The following is a 22,476-nucleotide window of genomic DNA, read 5'->3' as shown; positions in this document are numbered from 1 at the left end:
CATGATCTTTTTTCAACAACATGAAGAGCAAATTCACATTTAGAGTGAATTTGCTCTTTCATTATGCATACTCATCCCTTCAAAACATATCTTGAATTGACTGAACATTCTATAAGGGAGGTTTTTAATGGACGCGAAAACTTTTAGACCACGCAATGTGATTTTTATGACGGTCGTTGTAGGTGTCTCTGTGTTAATTGGCCAAGCTATTTATGTCTTGTTTATTGATATACCTTTCCCATAAGAAAGATTTATATCTTTAATTGACTAAGTAAATATTTTTCATTATTAATTATTTCCTGATGATGCGGTTTCCATTTTTGTGCCTCTAGATTATGCTGATAGGCATTTTCAAATAACCGTAACTCTCTATATAGCAGACTTAATTGTAAATGAGGAATCCATGTTGAATAAGCCCGCTTTTGGATAGTCATTGTGTCGACAGGAGCTTGTTGCAAGGCTTGAGAGTACCAGTAAATAGCCTCTTTATGTTTTAATTGCTCCATAAAAAATTGGCCCATTCGGCAACATGCTTCTGGCTTTGGTCGATCATATAGGAAGGATTGTAGAATAGCTTGCTGTGCTTGTTGATCATCATGTAAACGTCGATAGCATTCCCCTACATGTAGACAAGCATCAATGCGATCATCTGTAGTGCCTAAGTTGCTATCCAAAAATAGATGGTATTGATTAATAGCTTCTAGGTAACGTTGATGTAATTTTAGTTCATTCGCATAATGAAATGTTTCTCTTGCTGAAAGAGATTGCCCATCCTTTATTAATCCCTCATAAATACGAATATTGCGATGAATATCTTGTGTTAACGGTAAATGGGTGACAGCGATATCACTATGATAGAACTGCCCGGACACCCTTAAATTTTCATGGACAGCACCCTCCCATTGAAAATGATTCGCCCTTTTTACTAGACGATACTTTCGTTCACTACACTCCACTTCTCCATCACAATCAAGCGTCAAATAATAATCCATTGTTACAGCATCAATAGAAGGATATAACGATTGCCTTAGTTGACTGAACTTGTGTTGATCTTCCTTTGTCATGATATCATCAGCATCGAGCCATAAAATATAGTCTTTTGTTGCCTGCTGAAAGGAAAAGTTTCGTGCTTTAGCAAAATGGTCGCACCAGGGAAAGTCATAAATGCGAGAGGTAAAATTTTGGACAATATCTTTCGTACGATCAGTTGAACCCGTATCAATGATGTTGATCTCATCTACTAGGTGCTGAACCGAATCTAAGCATCTTTCAATCGTACATTGTGCATTTCTAACAATCATACATAAACTAATCGTTAACATCTGTCCCCTCCTTAACAATGTTGTAATATGCGCTAATGCAATATTTTATCGAAAAGTTTTTTCGATTATCACCTAACTTTGTAAATTTATCGTGTAAAACAAAAAAACGAACGCGACACACGTTCGTTTTTGCTTAGTGTTGAAAAACAAAACCATCAATAGAATTTTGGTAAAAGGTGAAAATGGATTTCCGTTGCAGGCTACTTGCTTTCCTGTGGGCGAGCGCCGAGCCGCTTCCTCCGCTACCGCTCCGTGTAGGGGCTCGCCTGTCTCGCTATCCCACGGGAGTCAAGTAGCCTTCCACTCCAACCCACAAAAGTGTTACCTTTTTAGCAAAGGTTTTCAAATAAAGTGAAGGTGTTCACTACTCATTTTATGGAGGGGTGTTGTCATTCATCACTTCTCTACATTGAAAATAAAAGCCTATCCTTTTTCTAATTATACAAATCATGGGCTATTTTGATCGCTACCGCTAGTATGAAAGATAAGGAAAAGACACTTTTGCAGAATGGTTGATTGGAGTGGAGCCAGCGTCACTCCTTGGGGATTTAGCGTCACAGAGGAGACCCTGGAGCGAACGCTAGTGAGTGAAGCGGCTCCTCGGACGCCCCCTGGAAAGGACGCTGGCGGAACGGAAATCAACCCATCACCTTTCAAACTTGCTTTTTCTGCCGTTGACATCATCATTTTGCAACAACATGAAAAAACGAACGCGACACACGTTCGTTTTTGTTCTAGTATTTGAACTCCTGCTAAATCAAGACAAATATTGCTCACGCCATGTTAACTGTTCTTTGTCTGTAAGCTGTTGCTCTAAATGATGATCCCATTGATTGAGCAATGTATTCCACACTCGTACAAATAATATATCCTGCTCCTTATCATAAAGAACAAATTCTAAACATGGGCTATCATTAATTTGTTGCGCTTCTGTTTGAACAATTTTGGCGATGATTTTTTGCGAGTTACCTTCCTCTTCTTCATCCACTTCCTGTAATGCTGCTATCACCATGGACTCCTCAAACTGTTCCTGTTGTTCAGCCTCTTTGTCAATATAACGATAGAGCTCTGGCAGTTCATCATATTCATCATTATTCGTATCGACAGTAAGAAATGCTTGATGGCAAGGACTAAAGTAAAGCGTGGAGGTTTCTTCCTCTAGTTCTTCTTCAAAAATACCTCGTCCTAGCTGCTGCTGTCCTTTTTCAGTTAGCCTATAGAAGTCGTCTTCGTTCTTCACAAGATTTACTCGAAGCATTAAAGAAATCAAGTCTTCAATAAATAACGGATCCACAAGCAATAGCTCACTCAATTCCTGTGTGTTGCCAAAATCAGCCTCCTGAATACTAAGCAGAAGCATTGTCATTAAGACATCCATTGTTGAACGGCGAACTGGCTCATAGGTCACATCGACAGTCCGAATGGGGATACACCATTCAGCCATTTTGACAATCTTAATATTGCGATTTTGTTGAAGCTCACGCATTAGTCGTTGCTGTAATTTTGACACTCTACATCACCAATCCTTCATGATTACGCAAGCCATCGTAGGATTTTACTGTCTTTAATAAATTCATATACATCTCTCTTGTCTCTTGATGTTTTGCACGTTTTGCAAACATATCGGCACTTCCTACAAGTAGAAGTAACTCTCTGGCACGAGAAAGAGCAACATTTAAACGACGGTAATCTCTGGCAAAGCCTATGTCTCCACCCTTAGGCGTATTCCGTACCATACTCACTAAAATGACATCCATTTCCATCCCTTGGAATTTATCGACAGTCCCTGTTCTAAATTGCAGATGTGGTAGCTGTAATTCTTGCTGAAGAAGGCGATTAATTTTCTTTACCTGCTCACCGTAGAAACTAATGACACCCACGCTTTTCTGAGCATCGTGTGGCATACGCCCTGCTTCTTTTGCCGCCTTCACTGCCTCATTGAGATCTAATAAGATATGGCGAATCGTTTGTAATTCCCCTTCGTTATAACGACTCGTCCCACCTTTTACCTGCTCCTCTAAATAAGGTTTCTCTGTTGGAATATCAATCCATAGTAAATGATCGTCACGTTTTACAAATTGACCCTCTAAGCCATGATCCCTTGCTGCATCTGAATCTGGCAAGCCACATTGCAAGCCATTTTCTTCTTTCGCATAAAATGGTGTGATACTTTGCATGATTTTCTCATGCATACGGTATTGTAATGCTAGCATTTGCTTATGTGTTGGAGGCAAATTATTAAATAAACGCTCAAATAATGATTCACGCAACAGATTTTTTAATTCCTGTGCACCTTCAAAGTTTGGATTTTCTTCTAGCATTGCCTTTAGTGTTTCCTCCAGCGTATCATCCCCAAGTAATGGTGGAAGCTGATGATGGTCACCTACTAAAATAACTTTTTTCCCCTTCAGCATTGGTAAGAGTAATTCTGGTGGTGTTGCCTTTGAAACTTCATCAATAATAACTACATCAAAGGTCGGATAATTTTCCATAAACTCTTTACTGGCAGAAGCTACGCATGTTGTACCAATAACGTTCGCATGACGCACATACAATTTTCGAATTTCATCTAAATCATACTCTGTTGCGTTTTGTAGTTTTTCACGCCATTGTTCTTGTAGTTTTTGGCGAAGTGGTAGCTGTTTTTCCTGACGTTGTAATGCTTCGATTGCTTGGTTTGCAGCTTGAATAGCTTCCTTCACCTCTTCAGCCGTTCGTTCTGGCGTAGATTGTAAAAGCTTTGTATAAACTGTTAGTTGCTTCTCTTTCTTTAATCCAGCTATATTAATGTCTTTTATCTGTTCTTCCATTTGCGTTAACTGTTGCTCTACTTCCTGTAAGTTGGTTTGGACAGTCTGTAGAGAGGCTTGTTTAGGAACGAGTTGTACTTTAGCCTGTTCCACTGCCTCAAGCTGCTTCTTCGCTTGTTGAAGGGACTCACGAGCTTGTGAGGCAAGAATCTTCAAATACTCGACAGATTCTTCTGGCTCCTCAGTAATCCGAAAGGTATTTGCCAATTGTTGTAAACGCTCAGTATGCTGTAAAAATGGTTGGAGCTGTCGCTGGTAACTTTGCACATCAAAGCTAGTTATTGCACACTCCTGATGAATTAAAGTTACTAGATTTTTACGAAAAGATTCGTATTCCTGATCTTTATGCTCTTGTTGTTGCTTTAGTGCTATTCCCTTTTGCCAAACAAAATCACGTCGCATATATAGCCCGAGCAAATAACTTTCGATAACATCATTTGCTGGTGCTTGACCATCTTGAAACGTCGTGTTTAGCTGAGCGAATACCCCTGTAAGGTTTTGCAACGAAAATGATTGGACGGGCTGTAATCTACTTTTAGCAAGGGCACGTTCCTTGATTTCATGTGTAACTAAAGCCTCTAGCTTGGCAATCGCTTTTTGAAGGCGAGCATTAATCGTTGACCATGCCTCTAAATCCTTTGCATCTTCCAAATGCTGCAAGCGCCCTATTTGCTGCGAAAGTACATGAGAGGGGCGAATTTGATAATATTGTAAAAAACGCTGGATAAGCTCAAAAGAGGTTAAGGTGTATATATACTTTTGTGCTTCCTTCATGATGACTAGACGATTACTTTCGATGTCATATTTCTGCTGTATCTCTTCAAATTGCTGTGTTAACTGGTGCTTTTGCTCTTGCAGTTCTTTATATTGAGCAGCAGCCTCTAGTTGTTCCACCTTTTCTGAAGTTTCCTGAATCGCATGCTGTAGTTGCTCGACTGAAGGATAATCAGCAAGTGTCTGCTCAAGCTGCTGTACAATCGGCTCAATTTGAGCAAGCTGTTTCTCATAATGCTCTTTTTGCGCTTCACATGTTTGTTGCTCTGTTTTAGCAGCCTTCAAATCTTTTTTTAATGCTTGAATCTCCTGCTGTAAAATAGGTTCTTCAATAGCTGCCTGCTCTTTTGCGGCTATATCCTGTGTTAATTGCTCTAGCCATTGCTCTAATTTCGCTAGCTCATCTTTTGCTTTTACAAGATTTGCTTCTAGTTCTTGCTGACGCTCTGGAAATATTGTAATTGCTTCTTCAATCGCAGCAAGTGTCTGCTCACGCCACTGAAGCGCAACATTTTCCTCTATAAATTTTTTACCCTCTTCCTCAATACTTTCCGTTCTACCATAGCGTAAAATTCGTATTTCTTGATTGGACAACAAACGTCCTAATGCATTATCCACTGCTAAATTCGACTGTGAGGCAACAAGTGTTTTTAAGCCTGCTTTAACATTTTGCTGACAAATCTCTGAAATAACAGTCGTTTTCCCCGTACCAGGTGGACCTTGAATGACATATAAATCCTCAACAGATAATGCGCCTAAAACGGCTCGTCGTTGATATTCATTTAAATTATTGTGAAACTCAATATCTTCCTGTAGCTTGGAAGCGCGAACTGTCGGACGTCGCTCAAACAGTATTGTTTCTAAATTAGGGTTTACTGCCTCACCCTTTTCTAGCTTTGTATAACCATTACGTAGTCGTCGAATTTGGCTTAATGTTGCAAAATTACTAAAGCTTGCTTGTTTTGAACGAAGGTTCAGCTGATCCTTGCGAGCCAAGTCCTGTATGAAAGGTTTTAAATCAATTTCAACCGTTTGCTTTCCTGCATTCGCCTTTAAAACCTGTCCTATTTCGCCACGAACTCCTTGAATGTTTACACTTAAACCCTCTAGCTTTTTCCACTCTTTACTCTTTATGTAGGGGCATACAATGGTTAAGCGTGTGAAGTCTTCATTGAAATAGCTTTGCTTAAATTCTGTATGAATATCATCAATTGTTGCATCTCGTTCTTGAATTTTTAGATAGCCTTCCCAGCTGGCTATACGTTTTTTTACATACTCTGTACGTTCTTCTGCTATCGGTAGCTGTCTTATTTTCGTATGAAGCTCAAGTGGAATACCTGCTCCATTATTAGGCTTTGTCACAAATTGCAATGCGGCTGCTAAGCGACGATTTGTGTTGATAGGTCCACGCATATGGACAAATCGAATATTGGTTGCCAGCAATCCTTTCACCTTCAACACACAATCCATAATGACCGTTTTCTCAGCAAGAATATCGTTTAATTTATCATTGTCCTCCGCATTAAAATAGATGGATAAAAAGGTTTCACCAACTGTTTTTGCTTTTCGTTTTTCAATATAGACAGTAAAAGATCTTTGTAACGCAAAAAAGGCATGCTCGTTTGCTGAGCATTCCTCTACCGCTTCCTTCGCCTTGTTGGTCAAAATAAGATTACAGCGTTGTTTTTCTAGTAAAGCGATGTCCTGCATGAGCAGCCCTCCTTCCTGAGTCACTAAAGTTTTATTTTATCACATCCTAAAACAATACTTACAAAGAAAAATCCCCTGCACAGTGATTTCTTACCACCGTACAAGGGCTATCTTAATGTTGATCAATCGTTTCCTTCGGCAAGTTCTTGCTCATTTCACAATATTGAACAAATACACGAGCTAATTCACGTAAACGATTATGAACATCTTCATCGACAATGTTATTATCGGCATCAAAATGTGATGTATGTGTATATACATAATTTGGCGTAACAAGGGCTCTGAAGTAATCTAAAATAGGTTTTAGTTGATTTTCGACTACAAGATGATGCTGGTATGTGCCGCCATTTGCAACAATGGATACGGGCTTATAGCGCATCGTTTTAGGGTGTAAGAAGTCAAAAGCATTTTTCAAAACACCTGGAATGGACGCTTGGAAAATAGGCGTTGCAATAATGTAAGCGTCTGCTTCCTCAAATTGTTGAATCATTTTTTTCATATCATCATTTAATGGTGAACCATCCACAATTTGATGCTTATATTGACTAAAATGCATCATTTCTAACTCGAAACTAGCATCTAATTCTTTAATATATTGCTCCACTTGCTCTAAAATAACACCAGTTTTACGACCAAACATAGTGCCATCAACGAGTAAAATTTTCATCTTTACTTTGCCTCCACATTCATCTTCTACAATAATATTGTAACAAATGAAAAGTGGCTCGGAAAGGATTGTATGACAATCGATATAAATTCAGTCTTTAGACGGAACGACAAAATTAATCCCTAAATTCATTATCCTGATCACGATGTCGGAAATGGACTTCCTTATCAATGACCGTTTCCTCAAGCTTATATTTATCTCGATTAATAACAACATCGCGATTTACTTTCTCGCCTTCATTCAGCTTATCCCAATTAAATAATATCTCTCTTGAAACGTCCTCTTCTGGTACTTCAGGATACTCTAATGATGCCAACTCGTCTGATGGATAAATAGTGACTGGCTGTTGTTTACCGTATAGGGCAATGATAATCATAGCCTTTGCTACTTGTGTGGCTTCAATTGCTCTAGAGCGTTTTAAAGGTCCAATTAATATAGGCTGTGCAAGCTTTAATAATTTTTCTCCCGCCTTTTCCCCTAAACGAAATTCATCACGAATCCCTACTAAGAGTGAGGGTCGAATAATGGAAAGTCTTTGTAAACCTAGTTCCTCTAAATCACGCTCAAGTTTTCCTTTAACCCGATTATAGTAAAATGGAGAACTCTCATTGGCTCCCATTGCCGTAATCACAAGAAAATGAGGGATTCCCCGTTTTTTTGCTAAAGAAGCAATTGCTAATGGGTATTCAAAATCTACCTTTTCAAACATATCACGAGAGCCTGCCTTTTTGATGGTTGTACCTAAGCAACAATACAACTCATGAGCAAATCCAATATCGTTTTCTTCTATTCTATCAAAATCACGAATTTTCACTTCTAACTTTGGATGCGTAAAAGTTAGCTTTCTTCGTGCAATTACTGTTACTGAAATATACTCATCATTTTCACATAATTGTTCAACCAGAGCAGAGCCAGTTAAACCAGTCGCCCCTACAACAATCGCTGCACGCATACTCATTTTTCTCCCGTCCTTCTACATATTGATAGTGTATCAATTACGTCTCAGTCTAAAAGCATCCAGATTTTTTCGAGCTTGCTCTACAAGCTCTCCTTCCAAATCCGTGATATCCTGCGTAGGCTTTATCTTGACACATTAGATGATAAATAAACAATCATCTCTCCTCTTTTTGTAGAGGAATTTTTCTGAATCAAGATAAAGACTTTCAAGTTTGTATGTATCTTTCCTACAATTGACCTTACTATCTATATCGACCATTTTTTGATGATTAAAACAGATTAAAGATAGCTATTTTAGAAGATTCCTCTAGAGGCATTCATTATCAAATCCTAAATTTTACACATACTTGCTCTTTCTTCGCCATAATTTAAAGAGACAGAGGAAAGGATGGGATACATTTGCAAAAAGAAACACACGCAATTGAACCAAAAAAAACGATTGTTTTCATTATTGAAAGCTGTATTGATAAAGGGCTGTATCCTTTTGAACGGGTTTCAACATTAGCTAAGCTACTTACGAATGAGAAGGTTTTTATATTTGTAAAGACTCCTTCAAATGACGGAATCCAAATTTTAATGAATGAAGGAATTTCTCCTATTTTATTTGATCACTTTAACGAATTGCCTAAGCAAATCAAAGGACTTCAACCTGATTTAATTGTTAGAGATGGGCGGAATTCTGAAGGCTGGCAAGTAGAGGATTTACGACCTTTCTGCAAAACAATTATTCACTTTGATGATTTTGGTGAAGGTGGCCAAGCCTGTGATTGTGTATTACTAGCACTCTATCAAGAAGTGAAAGATTATTTACCATCGCATTATCTTGGTGGAAGCTTTGTTTTTGCCCTACCAGAAGCCTACCAACAATTTGATGACGTTCCTGACAGTAAAACACCTGAAAACCCGCCTCATATCGTCGTTGCTTTTGAGGATGGGGACGAGCATAATTTAACGTATCGAACACTTCGACACTTAACTCAACTACAAATACCACTACAAATTACAGTTATGATCGACGACAGCTATCGCCATGCAACGGATGACTTACAAATGATGGTGCTTAGTCGTCGCAATACTGCCATTCTTCGAGATAAAAATGCACTCCTCAAACTACTACCTAAAGCAGATGTCATTATTTGTAATGCTAACTATACGCCTTATAAAATTGCCTCTTACGGAGTGCCATGCATTACACTTGCACAAACTGAAGCTGAGCTTTTACATGCTTTCCCTCGGGAGCACAACGGCTTTATTCATCTAGGGCTTGGCCGTAAAATGAAGCAATCACAAATCCAAAATGCTGTTATGGAGTTTCTTTTACACGAAGCTCGCAGTGAACGAGCAGTGAGAAAACAGCGACAACTCAATCTTGCTAGTAATAATGAAACACTTCAAGCATTACTCTTAGATTTTGCTTATGATCGTCATAATATCGCTTCTACTTAGTGCTACTTCGAAGATGATTATGATACAATATATAAGAATTTTTCACTCCAACTCCTCTTATAGAAGTTGGGACATAAGTAAATTCAACCAGTACCCGATTGATTTTAATGAATAAGCGGTGGGGGATTAGCAAAACCTCCATCGCTTTTACACGCATTCACTATAAAAATATTCTCAAAAGGAGCAGTCATTATGCCAACAAAAAGTGATATTGAATACCAAATTAGAGAGTTAAAAATGGACTATATGAATTTACAAGGTGATATAGAAAAATTGGAGTCTACTGGGCATAACGATCAGGTAGCAAAAGCAGAGCAACGTCTTGCAAATATGGAAGCTCAATTGGCTGAACTTAACAAGCAGCTTGCAGAACTATAAAATGTAAACAAGAAAGACAGTTGGAGGAACAGACATGGCAATATTAACAGTAGAAAATTTAGGTCATTCTTTCGGTGATCGTACACTCTTTAAAGATGTATCGTTTCGATTAGTGGAAGGTGATCATATTGGGCTTGTAGGAGCTAATGGTGTAGGTAAATCTACATTAATGGGTATCATTACAGGTCAAACGATCCACGATACAGGAAAAGTTGAATGGCTTCCTGGTACACACTATGGTTATCTAGACCAACATACAGTACTAACAGCTGGTAGAACAATGCGTGAAGTGTTACGCGATGTCTTTTTACCATTATATAAAAAAGAAGAAGAACTGAATGAAATTACAGGCAAGATGGCAGACGCAACGCCAGAAGAATTAGAAGTACTATTAGAACAAATGGCAGAAGTGCAGGATGCATTAGATGCAGGAGATTTTTATTCACTAGATATGAAAATTGAAGAGGTGGCACGTGGACTTGGCCTGGATGCCATTGGCTTAGAGCGTGATGTAGCTGCACTTTCTGGTGGACAGCGCACAAAGGTGTTACTCGCTAAGCTTTTATTAGAAAAACCAAAAGTACTTTTACTAGATGAGCCTACAAACTATCTTGATGAGGAACATATTACTTGGCTGAAAATCTATTTAAAGAACTATCCATATGCTTTCCTTCTAATTTCACATGATACAGAATTTATGAACGAAACAGTGGATGTCATCTTCCAACTGGAATTTTCAAAATTAACTCGTTATACTGCAACATACGAAAAATTCCTAGAACTTGCTGAAATCAATAAACGCCAGCATATTGAGGCCTATGAAAAGCAACAGGATTTCATCAAGAAACAAGAAGATTTTATTGCCAAAAACAAGGCACGTTACTCCACTACTGGTCGTGCAAAATCTCGTGCTAAGCAGCTTGATCGTTTAGAGCGAATTGATCGCCCAGAAACAGCTGTAAAACCAGAATTCGGTTTTAAAGAAGCACGTTCATCTAGCCGCTATGTTGTGGAGGCCGAAAGCTTAGTCATTGGTTACGATAAAGACAAGCCATTGCTTCCCCCACTATCCTTTGCTATTGAACGAGGAGAGAAAATTGCTTTAGTCGGTATGAACGGCGTGGGTAAATCCACTTTATTAAAAACAATGTTAGGTAAAATTAATGCGCTTGGTGGGAAAGTAATTCGAGGTGACTACCTGTATCCTTCTTACTTTGAACAGGAAGTAAAAGCAGAGAAAATCACACCGATTGATGATGTTTGGAATGCCTTCCCTTCTATGGAACAAGCCCAAGTACGTGCAGCTTTAGCAAGAGCTGGTCTAAAAACTGACCATATTACACGTCCGCTTAATTCATTATCTGGTGGTGAGCAAGCTAAAGTTCGTTTATGTAAATTAATGATGGAGGAAGCGAACTGGCTTCTATTCGACGAACCGACAAACCATTTAGATGTAGATGCAAAAAATGAATTAAAGCGTGCCATGAAAGAATTTAAAGGTACCATTGTGCTAGTAAGTCACGAACCAGATTTCTATGAAGGACTCGCAACAAAAGTCTGGGATGTTCAAGATTGGTTTACATCTGGACAGCAAAGCCAAGACTAATTATTTCAAGGGCAGCTCCAACATGTTATGGGGCTGCTCTTTTAAATTTTTTTAAATTTCGATGTATAATTATCCTCATTTAAACATACTATAATCAGTGGACTAACAATTTTACTCCTGCTTCCAACTAACTCTCTCCTAAGAGATAAACTCAGAATTCTAGTAGTCCCTATTAACCCATCATGAATTTTTATAGCTTAAAAAAGTCATCTCCAGTGACATCAGCAGCGTTAACATAAACTTACATCATTGTAAGCTGAATAAACGAAACTTTTTATGCTTATCTTCGTATATTTTAATATAACTGAAAAAATACTAATTCGATTGAGAAATTTTTTCAATTAACTATTGATTTATATATAGCTTACTAGTAAGATATATATATAAACTATTAACTTACTAATAAGCTATTTATAAAATATAATCTAAAAAAGAAAGCGAGGAATGAAGAATGACAGTTACAATTTACTCACAAGCGAGCTGTTCTTCATCCAGAAAAGCACTTAAATGGTTAAAAGATCACAACATAGAATATAAAGAAAAACGTATTACATCTCACCCACTTACACTTGCAGAATTCAAAGAAATTCTAAGCATGACTGAAGATGGCACAGATGAAATCATTGCAACAAACTCAAATGACTTTAAAAACTTAAATATCGACATCGACCAACTTTCTATTCAAGAGCTATTTGCCATTATTCAAGCACACCCAAGAATGTTGCGTAGCCCTATTATAATAGATGAAAAACGTATTCAAGTTGGTTACAATGAGATGGACATCCGTCGTTTTATCCCACGTAAAGTACGTGCTTACGAATTAAATGCGATGACAAGATTGGCACAAGAAAGTTAAAACAGTTTTGGAGATGACCTTCTATGGATCAAGAAAAACAAAAAGCCATTACCTCGTTGTTTGAAGTCGTTTCATCTATTGAGCGTAAGTGGGCAAACGAGTGGAATAATCATAATGTACTCGGCTTTTCAAAATCCCATATTTTAATTTTAGACTACTTATCGCAGGAGGGCCCAAAACGCCCTTCTGCTATTGCTGAGCGGTTAAAAGTAACTACTGGTGGTGTCACTGTTTTAACAACGAAGCTGATTAATGCTGGCTTTATTGAAAAAACACAGCATGCCACAGACCGCCGAGCTTCTCAACTAATCATTACTCCTGACGGTGAAACCATATTAAAAGAATCTCGTCAACAAGTGAGTGAAATCATTAATAATATGTTTGGTATGCTTACAGCAGAGGAACTGCAAACCTTACGAACTATTTTTTCTAAATGTTTACTGGATGTTGAGACAAATCGGTCAGAATAAAGGGCATAAATAAAAAGATGATGTCAACGGCAGAAAAAGCAACTTTGCAAGGCGAGGAGGTTGATTTCCGTTCCGCCAGCGTCCTTTCCAGGTGGCGTCCGATGAGCCGCTTCACCCACTTCCGTTCGCTCCAGGGTCTCCTCAGTGACGCTAAATCCCCTAGGAGTGAGCTGGCTCCACTCCAATCAACCATTCTGCAAAGTGTCTTTACTTTTTTTCATAGCAGCGATCAAACAGCCCATTATCTGTATTCTTAGAGGAGATAAGCTTTTATTTTCAATGTGGAGAAGTGATGCGTGACAACACCTCTTCATAAAGAGTAGAGAACACCTTCACTTTATTTGAAGACCTTTGCTAAACTTTTGTGGATTGGAGTGGAAGGCTACTTGACTACCGTGGGATAGCGAGACAGGCGAAACCCTGCACGGAGCGGTAGCGGAGGAAGCGATTCGGCGCTCGCCCACAGGAAAGCATGTAGCCTGCACCGGAAATCCATTTCTACCTTTCAATTGACTGTTTTGTTTTTCAATACGAAGAAGATGCATTTGCAATTATTTGCGAATGCATCTTTTTTAGATTAGTCGACCGAATACTTCCGTCTAAGTACTGTGATGTGCGACCAATCTGCTTTCATTACGCTGGTAGCACAGATTCCACAATAGCTGTATCTGACATGAGCATTTCTTTTAATCGAGCCTTTGCACGGAATAAACGTGATTTCACAGTACCAATGGAAACCTTCATAATTGTAGAGATTTCTGCCAGTGAATATTGGTCTATGTAGAAATACCATAAAGTCTTTCTATAAATGGCATCTAATTGCTCCATTTTATCCTGCACTAGTTTTGTCACAATATCCTTTTCAATTTTTTCTTCTGTAGAAATTTCATTATTGGGAACCAAATCTAGAATCGGTACGTCTAATGTTTCAGGTTGGTTCATCATATATTTGCTACGTCGCACCTTTTTACGATAGCGATCTCTAAATGTATTCATTGTAATAGTTGTCAGCCAAGCTTTAATATGCTCTACTTCGGCAACGCTATCTTCATAGCGTACGACCTTCACCCAAACTTCTTGCATTAAATCTTCAGCTTCTATATTATTGCGAGTTAGTTTTAAACATAAGTGATATATATAACGATTGTATTCCTCGTATACGCCTTCTAATTTTTCATTCATTGTGTATGCCTCCGCTTCTTGTTCTTGCTTCTATACACATTCTCGCAAAATAATGTATTACACTCTATCGCATTGGCTTTCAATTTCATTACAATCGTGTAAGCTTAATCACTTTCACTTGTAATATTCGTAAAAATTGTTTTACTACTATATTGCTTTCGCTTCAAAAGAGCTTTTGATGACAATAGTTACCTATTATTTAAACTATATTTTCAATAATATTTATTATCAGAATTTTATTTAGTCATTTATTGGCATATGAAGAAAGAAAAAATGCACTCCTAGTAGAAGTGCATTGGTTTGTTAGCTTAGCAGCCCTAGACGAAAAGCTGAGGCAACGACCTGTGTTCGATTCTTTGCTTTGAGCTTTGTCATCAGACTGCTTACATAATCCCTGACCGTATGCTCGCTTAAAAATAATAAACTGGCAATTTTTTTATTATCATACCCTTCGGCAAGCAGACCAAGTATCATCGATTCCCTTTCAGTTAAATGAAGCTCTGTATTCTTTTCTACCTTCTCGCCCTTACGTGATAAAAATAGACCTAAACGCTTCCCTACTTCTTCAAGGAGTGATAATTCTTCCTTTGTACAATCAAACTCCTCACCTAGCTGATCGAATGTTAGCCATCCAAATAATTGGTCTTGTCTCATAATGGGAATAAATATAATCGAGGATAAATTAAATAATTGAATATGCTCCTCTTTCACATAGTTTTTAGGGTTTTTTAAATAAATGGGTTTTCTTGAACTAAGTATCGTGTTTTCCCCAGTCAACTCCCCTTTCATGCTTTGCACCTTAGGTAGTTCTGCCCCAATAACTCCATAAAATTGATTGGACCATGGAACATAAGCATAAAATACGCATCTTTTATAACTAAAATACTCTTCACACTTTTTTAAAATACGGGCTAAATCTTGATAGCCTGAGGAACTAATTAGCAATTTATCAAGCCTATCTAATAGCTGTAGATGCCTAAATTCCTGATTTTCTGTAGTTATGTTACTAGTTTGATTCTCTCTCTCACAGACATCGTAAAGAAATACAAGAAATGTAAATATCGATAATACATACATTAAGATGGCGTTCGTTCGACTACTCTTCTGTTGAATCATAAAAGTAATCAATGCTTTCTCAAATATTAATTGAAATAGATTAAAGCTCTTCCTATCAATAATGGACAACTGTGATTGAAGCCATGTGTTAAAAAAATACTTATCATCATTATTTAATTCATCGATATTTGCATGTGTCATTAAACGCAAAAACGAATCCAGTATCATTGCTGCTCTTTTTCGATCTGCCTCAGCTATAGAAGGTTCTAGATTAAGGTAAATATTCGTATTCTCTTCAATTTGCTTATGATGGATTTTAATAAATAATACAAACTCTTGAAGTGTTACTTCTTCAATCGACTGAAATGGATGCGCCATAGGAAATTCTTCTCCTTCACACTAAAATACCCCTATAAATGGAGGATATTCACTCACTATATTATACAGCATCTTATAGGATAGTATTTCAAATTGAAAGGAGTAAGATGAAAGTATCGCTAAACAATGCGAATACTTTTGAATCCTAAGGTAACCATATAACCAGAAATAATGAAAGGTGCGTGCTTGAAATGAGACTAGAAAATAAAGTAGCCATTATTACAGGTGGAGGTACAGGAATCGGGAAAGAAACTGCACTATTATTTGCTAAAGAAGGAGCAAAAATAGTTATTACTGATATAAATGAACAATCTGGTAACGATACAGTCCGTGATATCCAAGCTATTGGCGGTGAGGCATTATTTATCCGTCACGATGTTAGTCATGAAGAAGATTGGAAAAAGGTTGCAGATGAATCAATAAAAACATTTAACAAAGTGGATATTCTTTTCAATAATGCAGGTATCTATATCATAAAACCACTTGCCGAAATCGAACTTGCTGACTGGAACCGCTTAATGTCTATCAATGTAACAGGTGTGTTCCTGGGTATGAAACATATTATGCCACTTATGGCTAAACAGCATAATGGTTCTGTTATTAATGCTTCTTCTATTGCAGGCTTAACAGGTGCTGCTGGTCACGTCTTATACGGAGCGAGTAAAGGGGCTGTCCGCATTATGACAAAGGATGCTGCTATGGAATATGCTCCATATGGCGTACGTGTCAACTCCATTCATCCTGGCTATATTGATACAGGTATGGCAGACTATGCGTCAGCCACAACTGGAAGCTCAAAAGATGAATTAGGCAAAAACTTATTCCCATTAGGACGTTTAGGCTCTGTTAAGGAAGTGGCGCAAACAGTATTATTTTTAGCTTCTGATGAGTCTTCCTTCTCAACAGGTGCAGAATTCGTCATTGATGGCGGAGCAACAGCAAAATAACAATAAAGGTGGTCATTTATATGAAACTAAAAGATAAAGTAGCAATTGTTACTGGTGGGGCTAGTGGGATTGGTGAAGCCACAGTTCGTCTCTTTGTAGAAGAAGGCGCTAAAGTCGTTATTGCCGATTTTTCTGATCGTGGACAAAGCGTCTCTGAAGAATTGAATAACAATGGTTTTGATACACTCTTCGTGAAAACAGATGTAACAAGCGAAGCAGACATTCAAAACATGATAAAGGAAACCGTTACTAAATACGGTAAACTTGATATTATGTATGCAAATGCTGGCGTGGCTGATGATGCACCCGCACACGAGCTTTCTTTTGAAAAATGGAAAAGAACAATTGATATTAATTTATCAGGTGTATTTCTTTCTGATAAATATGCCATTGAACAATTCCTTGCTCAAGGTACAGGTGGCGTCATCGTCAACGCTGGTTCTATTCATAGTTTTGTTGCCTTACCAAATCCTACAGCCTACTCATCTGCAAAAGGTGGCGTAAAATTATTAACGCAAAACCTATGTACAGCTTATGCTAAACAAGGCATTCGTGTAAATGCGGTTTGTCCTGGCTATATCGATACTCCTCTACTGGCTGAAGTTGATGCTCAAAAGAAAGAATATTTAGCATCCCTTCACCCACAAGGTCGACTTGGTAAACCAGAAGAAATCGCTAAAGCCGTTCTCTTCTTAGCTAGCGACGATTCAAGCTTTGTCAATGGTACAACGCTACTTGTTGATGGCGGTTATACTGCTCACTAATGGAGCTTTGAAAGGTTCGCCTGATAGCTGGTGCATTTAATGATGCCATTCTAGCCATTAATAGTGCGAAGCTATATTTAGATCCTACCGAAGTCGATATGGCTGGTGTATCCTCTCACAATGACCGCTTCGCTGAAAAAAATGAGGAAATTATAAAACGTCATATGGCTAATTAAATAGAAACATCATGCATAACTGCACTTCAAATTATTGGAGAAAATCTAATAATTTGAATGCAGTTTATTTTTTTAAATAAATTTTTCACTTCTACGATACAAGTATCTATTTGAGAATCATTATCATTGATTGTATTATCGTAATATAAACTATTGAAAGAAGTGAATCCTCAAATTGAAAAATCTTACTTTAGCAGATTGGGACTCGGCAAAATTAACCATTATACATATATCTGATAATCCACTATTAAGGCCTGTCATTACTTGTAACTGCATTTTCGGTTTTATTGCTCAAGGAACTGGCGAATGGAACTTACATCATACTCCCCTATTACATAATAAAAACATCTTTTTGATTGTTCATGACCCTATAAACATACATGTCACGCAGGAACCATCTTCGGCATGTATATGGATCTATTGTAATGTTACTTTTGATAACACAAAATCTGAGCCCTTAGAGCCTCTCATTTTTTATGATGCACCGAAGCATTGGCTAACATTAATAGATAACATAAACACGCAATGGGAAAAGCACACAGACGCTAGTAAATATAAGACAAAGATATACTTAGCAGAGTTAATCTATGAAATGTATACACTAGATTCAAATATACTGCATGAGGAACAGTTAACCTCTCAAACATTAGATTATATTAATAAACATTTTCATGAAAACTTATCTCGTCATACAATTGCAGAAAAAATGAATTACAGTGTATCTTATCTCTCTAAACAATTTAAATATCAAACTGGTTATGGTCTAATTGATTATTTATTACATACTCGTATCAAACATGCAAAGCGACTTTTAGTTGAAACACATCATTCAATCCAAGAAGTTTCGAAGCAGGTTGGTTACGAAGATTCTTCTTACTTTACTCGCCTATTTAAAAAACATACTGGATTAACACCTGGCCAATATAAAAGATTATATTTACCCACTTCTATAGTGTTGAATAATCCTAATTTTGAGTTAAAATCCTCCGATGTATTCACTCGAGGACCTTTATATAATGATAATTGTTATCAATATGAAGGAGGCTTTTTACCAATGAAATTTAATTGGAACCATACTATAGTAGCTTCATTTGTTTTATGTGCTGCTTTATTATTAACAGCTTGTACAAACAACGACACTACTGAAGAATCAGAGGAAACAATGGTTTATCACTCCATCAATGGTGATATTACGTATAATAAAAATCCAAAACGTATTGTTACTGATTTTTACTTAGGTTACTTACTTGCTTTAAATGTCAAACCGGTTGGTTCGAATGAAGCACAGCTAAAAAACCCTTATATACCTGAAAAAGATAAAAAAGGAATTGAGGTGATCGGAGACTCTATAGAAAAAGTACTTTCATTAGAGCCTGATTTAATTATTACAGGTAATAAAGAAATGTATGAGCAGCTTTCTAAAATCGCACCTACTATCTATATTGAATATGAAGAAAATATACCTAAACTCATTAAAGAATTTGGTATTATCTTAAATCAAGGAGACCATGCCGAGGAGTGGCTGAAAAATTATCAACAACAAGTTCAAACCGCTCGTAAAAAAATTGCTCATATCATTAAGCCTGAAGAAACAATAACTGTTATGGATATACTGGATGGCCAAGGAACCATCACTATTTATGGAGATGGTTATACAGGGTATCCTGTTTATACGGGATTAGGCTTACAAATGGCACCAGCTGTGAAAGCACAAACTACTATAAAAACGCCGTGGACACAAATTTCTTCAGAAAAAATTTCAGACTTTGTAGGGGACCGTGTTATCGTAGCAAGAGCTGCCGACACACCTAAAGTCGACTTTACAACCGCTCCTGTATGGAAAAATTTAGAGGCCGTTAAAAATAATGAAGTTTACGAAATAGATAATTTCAAGTTTTGGTTTACAGATCCCATTTCTGTTATTGGGCAAATTAACGATCTAACTGACTTATTTATCGAGCGTGCCAATGATAAGAAAACTAAGTAGGACAAGCTCTTTTTAGACCATATTCAAAATGCGACAAAGCGCTCTATAGACTCTGTCGCATTTTTCTTAACCATCTTCTGCTTTTTATTTCATCATTCAAAGTTGATTGAAAAATTTTAGATATAACGATTAAACTCCTCCCAAATAAAAATAGCATTGGCTTCTGATATTACGGCACTTCCCTTCCACATTATGCTATACTATTTCTATTATCGAAATATTGGAAAGAGGGATGCTAAATGACTAATTTACAGCAAATAGATGCTTATTTTGCAGAACATCGTGAGGCACATTTAAATGAACTGAATGAATTTTTACGAATTCCAAGTATCAGTTCGTTATCCGAGCATAAAGAGGATATTCAACACGCAGCTCAATGGCTAGCCGATGCGTTTGAAAAACTAAATCTTGAAAATATCTCTATTACACAAACAGCTGGACACCCTGTTGTTTATGCAGATTGGTTACATGCAGAAGGTAAACCAACTATTTTATTTTATGGTCATTATGATGTTCAACCTGTTGATCCATTAAATTTATGGGACAGTGAGCCTTTCAATCCTACGATTCGTGACAATAAACTATTTGCTCGTGGTGCTAGTGATGATAAAGGACAAGTCTTTATGCACTTAAAAATGATTGAGGCATTGTTTGCTACAACAGGGACATTACCAGTCAATGTTAAATTCATTTATGAAGGTGAAGAAGAAATCGGAAGTCCTCATCTACCTGCCTATGTTGAACAATATAAAGAAAAACTAGCGGGAGATTTAATTTTAATTTCTGATACGGGCCTTTATGGTCCTGGTAAGCCTGCGGTATGCTATGGACTACGTGGCTTAACAGGCATTCAAATTGATGTTCGTGGAGCTAAAGGAGATTTACACTCCGGTCTTTATGGTGGTGGTGTACAAAATGCCATTCATGCATTGGCTGAAATTTTAGCATCCTTCCGTGATGAGCATGGTACGATTCAAGTTGAAGGTTTCTATGACAAAGTGTTGCCATTAACAGAAGAGGAACGTGAAGCTTATCTTGCACTTGGCTTTGATGAAGAATCGGTTAAACAGGAAGTGGGCGTAAAAGAATTATTCGGTGAACAAGGGTATTCTTATTTAGAACGAACTTGGGCACGCCCAACCTTAGAGGTTAACGGTGTATTTGGTGGTTTCTCAGGTGAAGGCATCAAAACAGTGCTACCAGCTGAAGCTGGCGCTAAAATCACATGCCGTCTTGTACCAAATCAAGAGCCAGATGAAATCGTAGCACTTTTAAAAGCACATGTTGAAAAGCACAAACCTGCTGGTGTGGAAATCAACATTTCTGAATTTGATAAAGGCCGTCCATTCCTGACACCTTTCGATCATCCATTTATCCAGGCTGCTGGACGCTCCTATGAAAAAGTATATAATGTACCAACAGCTTACACACGTGGCGGTGGCTCTATCCCTATCGTAGCTGCGTTTGATGAAATTTTAGAATTACCTGTGGTGTTAATGGGCTTCGGTCTATCAAGTGAAAACTTCCATGCACCAAATGAACACTTCCATTTAGAAAACTTTGATAAAGGCTTACGTGTTCTAAGTGATTATTTATATGAAGTTTCAGGATTACAAAAATAAATATCGATTAATTAGAAAATCCCCTCACTTTTAAAGTGAAGGGATTTTTTGTTTGATTACTCTCCAAAAATCGTAACAATATCAGCTGATTGTTTGCGTTCTTTGCCTTTTGGCACTTCATCAAAATAACCAACTTGTAGCATGGCAATGACACGCTCACCTGGCTGCACCTTTAAAGCTTCACGGAATTTAGGGTTATCTAAGAAGCCTGGCGTTTTCCAGCAAGAGCCTATGCCTCTATCCCATGCGAGTAACTGCATATTTTGAATAAATGTACTTGCCGCTGCATAATCTTCTAAACGTTCTTTTTGACGTGCATCCTCTGGCACGATAACAAAGGCATAGCCACCCGGTAATGTAAATTTCAACATCTGCTTCGCTAAATCTTCGCTTGAAAGCTCCTGCCATTTCGGAATTGTCAGGTCACGTAATAGCTGATGAAGGTTTTCCAATTCCTTTCCACAGGCAACAACTAATCGCCACGGCTCGCGATTACCATGGTTTGGAGCCCATACCGCATCGTCAATAATAGCCATTAAATCCTCACGCTCTACAGGCTGACCATTAAACTTTTTAATCGATCGTCGTTGAATAATTGCATCTCTAACAGATAAAATTTGTTCGCTCATATATCTATTCTCCTTCTACCTTAAGACAACATATTAGAGTTTATCTCTTCTATCTTTCACATTATCATAAAATTGTATGCTTTAAAACTATCTGTTCTTAAGCAAAGCTGTCATCTATATGATAGAAAAAGTAAGTCATGCTTGGCGTATAGGCGGTGGAATCCTCGTAAAAGTAAGGTCGATTAATACTATCTGAGGTATGGGCATTCACATAAGGAATACCATTTTGAATACTTGTGACAATAACGGAGTGGTCAATTCTTCCATTCCCTTGAAAATCATAAAAAATGACATCCCCTAGCTCTAATTCCTCTGCATTTTGAACACGTCTACCCTTTAATCCTGTTGTAGACCCTTCTAAATACCATCGTAACGAATGGGCAACAGACCAGCTAAAGCTCCAATTCCCCTGCTGAATCCACCAGCCTTTATCTCTACTTGGTGCCCCTCGCATCGGTGCCCCCCCTGCAAGTAAGCATTGAGATATATAGTTCGTGCAATCTACATCAAAGTTTGGAAAAGCTGGATTTCGTCTGTTCCACCACAAATTGGCGTATTGAACTGCAGCCTGCCTATTATACATTTTTGCCATACATCCCCTCCTCATGCCATCATATGTCTATTCAAGTATTTCTATTAGTTAGGTCCTTACTCTTATTCTTATTGAAATCCATTATATTCGGCATGTTCCTTTCCAATTTCAAGAACATTTTTGCTACAATAAGAATGAAAGATATGT

At 37.6% G+C, this 22,476-nt stretch carries 18 protein-coding genes and 1 pseudogene; 10 read left to right on the top strand and 9 right to left on the bottom strand.

Annotated elements, in window-relative coordinates:
- Positions 1 to 251 precede the first annotated feature (251 nt).
- The 5 genes from JTI58_RS11300 to JTI58_RS11280 form a co-directional block, all read right to left on the bottom strand.
- A complete protein-coding gene (locus JTI58_RS11300; RefSeq protein ID WP_205446688.1) occupies positions 252 to 1,322 on the bottom strand; it encodes a glycosyltransferase family 2 protein in 1,071 nt (356 codons plus the stop codon).
- Positions 1,323 to 2,079: 757 nt separating this feature from the next.
- Entirely contained in the window at positions 2,080 to 2,832 is a 753-nt protein-coding gene (locus JTI58_RS11295) for a hypothetical protein (protein WP_205446687.1), read from the bottom strand.
- Position 2,833: 1 nt separating this feature from the next.
- Entirely contained in the window at positions 2,834 to 6,616 is a 3,783-nt protein-coding gene (locus tag JTI58_RS11290; protein ID WP_205446686.1) for a DEAD/DEAH box helicase, read from the bottom strand.
- Positions 6,617 to 6,728: 112 nt separating this feature from the next.
- Positions 6,729 to 7,283 (bottom strand): NADPH-dependent FMN reductase, encoded by a 555-nt coding sequence (locus JTI58_RS11285; RefSeq protein ID WP_205446685.1) that lies wholly within the window; start codon positions 7,281 to 7,283, stop codon positions 6,729 to 6,731.
- A 115-nt stretch (positions 7,284 to 7,398) separates the two neighbouring features.
- Positions 7,399 to 8,241 (bottom strand): oxidoreductase, encoded by an 843-nt coding sequence (locus tag JTI58_RS11280; RefSeq protein ID WP_205446684.1) that lies wholly within the window; start codon positions 8,239 to 8,241, stop codon positions 7,399 to 7,401.
- Between the two features lie 398 nt (positions 8,242 to 8,639).
- Here JTI58_RS11280 and JTI58_RS11275 point away from each other — a divergent pair, with 398 nt between their 5' ends.
- The 5 genes from JTI58_RS11275 to JTI58_RS11255 all read left to right on the top strand — a co-directional run bounded on the left by JTI58_RS11275 (position 8,640) and on the right by JTI58_RS11255 (position 12,996).
- Positions 8,640 to 9,686 (top strand): PseG/SpsG family protein, encoded by a 1,047-nt coding sequence (locus tag JTI58_RS11275; RefSeq protein WP_205446683.1) that lies wholly within the window; start codon positions 8,640 to 8,642, stop codon positions 9,684 to 9,686.
- Between the two features lie 192 nt (positions 9,687 to 9,878).
- The gene (locus JTI58_RS11270; protein ID WP_004225556.1) at positions 9,879 to 10,064 is read left to right on the top strand and encodes an SE1832 family protein; all 186 of its coding nucleotides are present in this window, start codon (positions 9,879 to 9,881) and stop codon (positions 10,062 to 10,064) included.
- A gap of 34 nt (positions 10,065 to 10,098) precedes the next feature.
- Positions 10,099 to 11,670, top strand: a complete 1,572-nt coding sequence (locus JTI58_RS11265; RefSeq protein WP_205446682.1) for an ABC-F family ATP-binding cassette domain-containing protein — start codon at positions 10,099 to 10,101, stop codon at positions 11,668 to 11,670.
- A gap of 451 nt (positions 11,671 to 12,121) precedes the next feature.
- Entirely contained in the window at positions 12,122 to 12,526 is a 405-nt protein-coding gene (spx, locus tag JTI58_RS11260; protein ID WP_004225558.1) for a transcriptional regulator Spx, read from the top strand.
- Between the two features lie 23 nt (positions 12,527 to 12,549).
- Positions 12,550 to 12,996: a MarR family winged helix-turn-helix transcriptional regulator gene (locus tag JTI58_RS11255; RefSeq protein WP_205446681.1), complete on the top strand. Its 447-nt coding sequence runs from the start codon at positions 12,550 to 12,552 to the stop codon at positions 12,994 to 12,996.
- Positions 12,997 to 13,629: 633 nt separating this feature from the next.
- Here the strand turns inward: JTI58_RS11255 and JTI58_RS11250 are convergent.
- Both JTI58_RS11250 and JTI58_RS11245 read right to left on the bottom strand, forming a co-directional pair.
- On the bottom strand, positions 13,630 to 14,178 hold the full coding sequence (locus tag JTI58_RS11250; RefSeq protein ID WP_205446680.1) for an RNA polymerase sigma factor: 549 nt from the start codon (positions 14,176 to 14,178) through the stop codon (positions 13,630 to 13,632).
- 303 nt (positions 14,179 to 14,481) lie between these two features.
- Positions 14,482 to 15,612 carry a LuxR C-terminal-related transcriptional regulator gene (locus JTI58_RS11245; RefSeq protein WP_205446679.1) on the bottom strand — a complete coding sequence of 377 codons (1,131 nt, stop codon included), beginning with the start codon at positions 15,610 to 15,612 and terminating at the stop codon, positions 14,482 to 14,484.
- 191 nt (positions 15,613 to 15,803) lie between these two features.
- Between JTI58_RS11245 and JTI58_RS11240 the strand changes: the two genes are divergently transcribed.
- The 5 genes and pseudogenes from JTI58_RS11240 (at position 15,804) to JTI58_RS11225 (ending at position 21,108) form a co-directional block, all read left to right on the top strand.
- Complete coding sequence (locus tag JTI58_RS11240) at positions 15,804 to 16,559, top strand: SDR family NAD(P)-dependent oxidoreductase (protein ID WP_205446678.1); 756 nt, start codon at positions 15,804 to 15,806, stop codon at positions 16,557 to 16,559.
- A gap of 20 nt (positions 16,560 to 16,579) precedes the next feature.
- Positions 16,580 to 17,323: an SDR family NAD(P)-dependent oxidoreductase gene (locus JTI58_RS11235; RefSeq protein ID WP_205446677.1), complete on the top strand. Its 744-nt coding sequence runs from the start codon at positions 16,580 to 16,582 to the stop codon at positions 17,321 to 17,323.
- 11 nt (positions 17,324 to 17,334) lie between these two features.
- Positions 17,335 to 17,499: pseudogene (locus tag JTI58_RS25220) on the top strand (thioredoxin reductase); the annotation flags it as partial.
- Between the two features lie 175 nt (positions 17,500 to 17,674).
- Positions 17,675 to 19,486, top strand: a complete 1,812-nt coding sequence (locus tag JTI58_RS11230) for an AraC family transcriptional regulator (protein WP_205446676.1) — start codon at positions 17,675 to 17,677, stop codon at positions 19,484 to 19,486.
- A 239-nt stretch (positions 19,487 to 19,725) separates the two neighbouring features.
- Entirely contained in the window at positions 19,726 to 21,108 is a 1,383-nt protein-coding gene (locus JTI58_RS11225) for a dipeptidase (protein ID WP_205446675.1), read from the top strand.
- Positions 21,109 to 21,164: 56 nt separating this feature from the next.
- Here the strand turns inward: JTI58_RS11225 and JTI58_RS11220 are convergent, their stop codons facing one another.
- Entirely contained in the window at positions 21,165 to 21,737 is a 573-nt protein-coding gene (locus tag JTI58_RS11220) for a nitroreductase family protein (RefSeq protein ID WP_205446674.1), read from the bottom strand.
- Positions 21,738 to 21,834: 97 nt separating this feature from the next.
- A complete protein-coding gene (locus JTI58_RS11215; RefSeq protein ID WP_205446673.1) occupies positions 21,835 to 22,329 on the bottom strand; it encodes an amidase domain-containing protein in 495 nt (164 codons plus the stop codon).
- Positions 22,330 to 22,476 lie beyond the last annotated feature (147 nt).

The organism is Lysinibacillus fusiformis (genome assembly GCF_016925635.1).
Lineage (GTDB): Bacteria > Bacillota > Bacilli > Bacillales_A > Planococcaceae > Lysinibacillus > Lysinibacillus fusiformis_F.
The sequence above is the reverse complement of the archived record's forward strand: the minus strand, read 5'-3'. Positions and strand labels throughout refer to the sequence as shown.

What these genes read in the sequence shown, in the direction of transcription:
- spx (WP_004225558.1), top strand. Translation starts at nt 12,122, where the DNA reads ATGACAGTTACAATTTACTCACAAGCGAGCTGTTCTTCATCCAGAAAA.
- JTI58_RS11220 (WP_205446674.1), bottom strand. Translation starts at nt 21,737, where the DNA reads ATGAGCGAACAAATTTTATCTGTTAGAGATGCAATTATTCAACGACGA.
- JTI58_RS11285 (WP_205446685.1), bottom strand. Translation starts at nt 7,283, where the DNA reads ATGAAAATTTTACTCGTTGATGGCACTATGTTTGGTCGTAAAACTGGT.
- JTI58_RS11240 (WP_205446678.1), top strand. Translation starts at nt 15,804, where the DNA reads ATGAGACTAGAAAATAAAGTAGCCATTATTACAGGTGGAGGTACAGGA.
- JTI58_RS11300 (WP_205446688.1), bottom strand. Translation starts at nt 1,322, where the DNA reads ATGTTAACGATTAGTTTATGTATGATTGTTAGAAATGCACAATGTACG.
- JTI58_RS11255 (WP_205446681.1), top strand. Translation starts at nt 12,550, where the DNA reads ATGGATCAAGAAAAACAAAAAGCCATTACCTCGTTGTTTGAAGTCGTT.
- JTI58_RS11235 (WP_205446677.1), top strand. Translation starts at nt 16,580, where the DNA reads ATGAAACTAAAAGATAAAGTAGCAATTGTTACTGGTGGGGCTAGTGGG.
- JTI58_RS11265 (WP_205446682.1), top strand. Translation starts at nt 10,099, where the DNA reads ATGGCAATATTAACAGTAGAAAATTTAGGTCATTCTTTCGGTGATCGT.
- JTI58_RS11245 (WP_205446679.1), bottom strand. Translation starts at nt 15,612, where the DNA reads ATGGCGCATCCATTTCAGTCGATTGAAGAAGTAACACTTCAAGAGTTT.
- JTI58_RS11250 (WP_205446680.1), bottom strand. Translation starts at nt 14,178, where the DNA reads ATGAATGAAAAATTAGAAGGCGTATACGAGGAATACAATCGTTATATA.
- JTI58_RS11290 (WP_205446686.1), bottom strand. Translation starts at nt 6,616, where the DNA reads ATGCAGGACATCGCTTTACTAGAAAAACAACGCTGTAATCTTATTTTG.
- JTI58_RS11215 (WP_205446673.1), bottom strand. Translation starts at nt 22,329, where the DNA reads ATGGCAAAAATGTATAATAGGCAGGCTGCAGTTCAATACGCCAATTTG.
- JTI58_RS11225 (WP_205446675.1), top strand. Translation starts at nt 19,726, where the DNA reads ATGACTAATTTACAGCAAATAGATGCTTATTTTGCAGAACATCGTGAG.
- JTI58_RS11270 (WP_004225556.1), top strand. Translation starts at nt 9,879, where the DNA reads ATGCCAACAAAAAGTGATATTGAATACCAAATTAGAGAGTTAAAAATG.
- JTI58_RS11280 (WP_205446684.1), bottom strand. Translation starts at nt 8,241, where the DNA reads ATGAGTATGCGTGCAGCGATTGTTGTAGGGGCGACTGGTTTAACTGGC.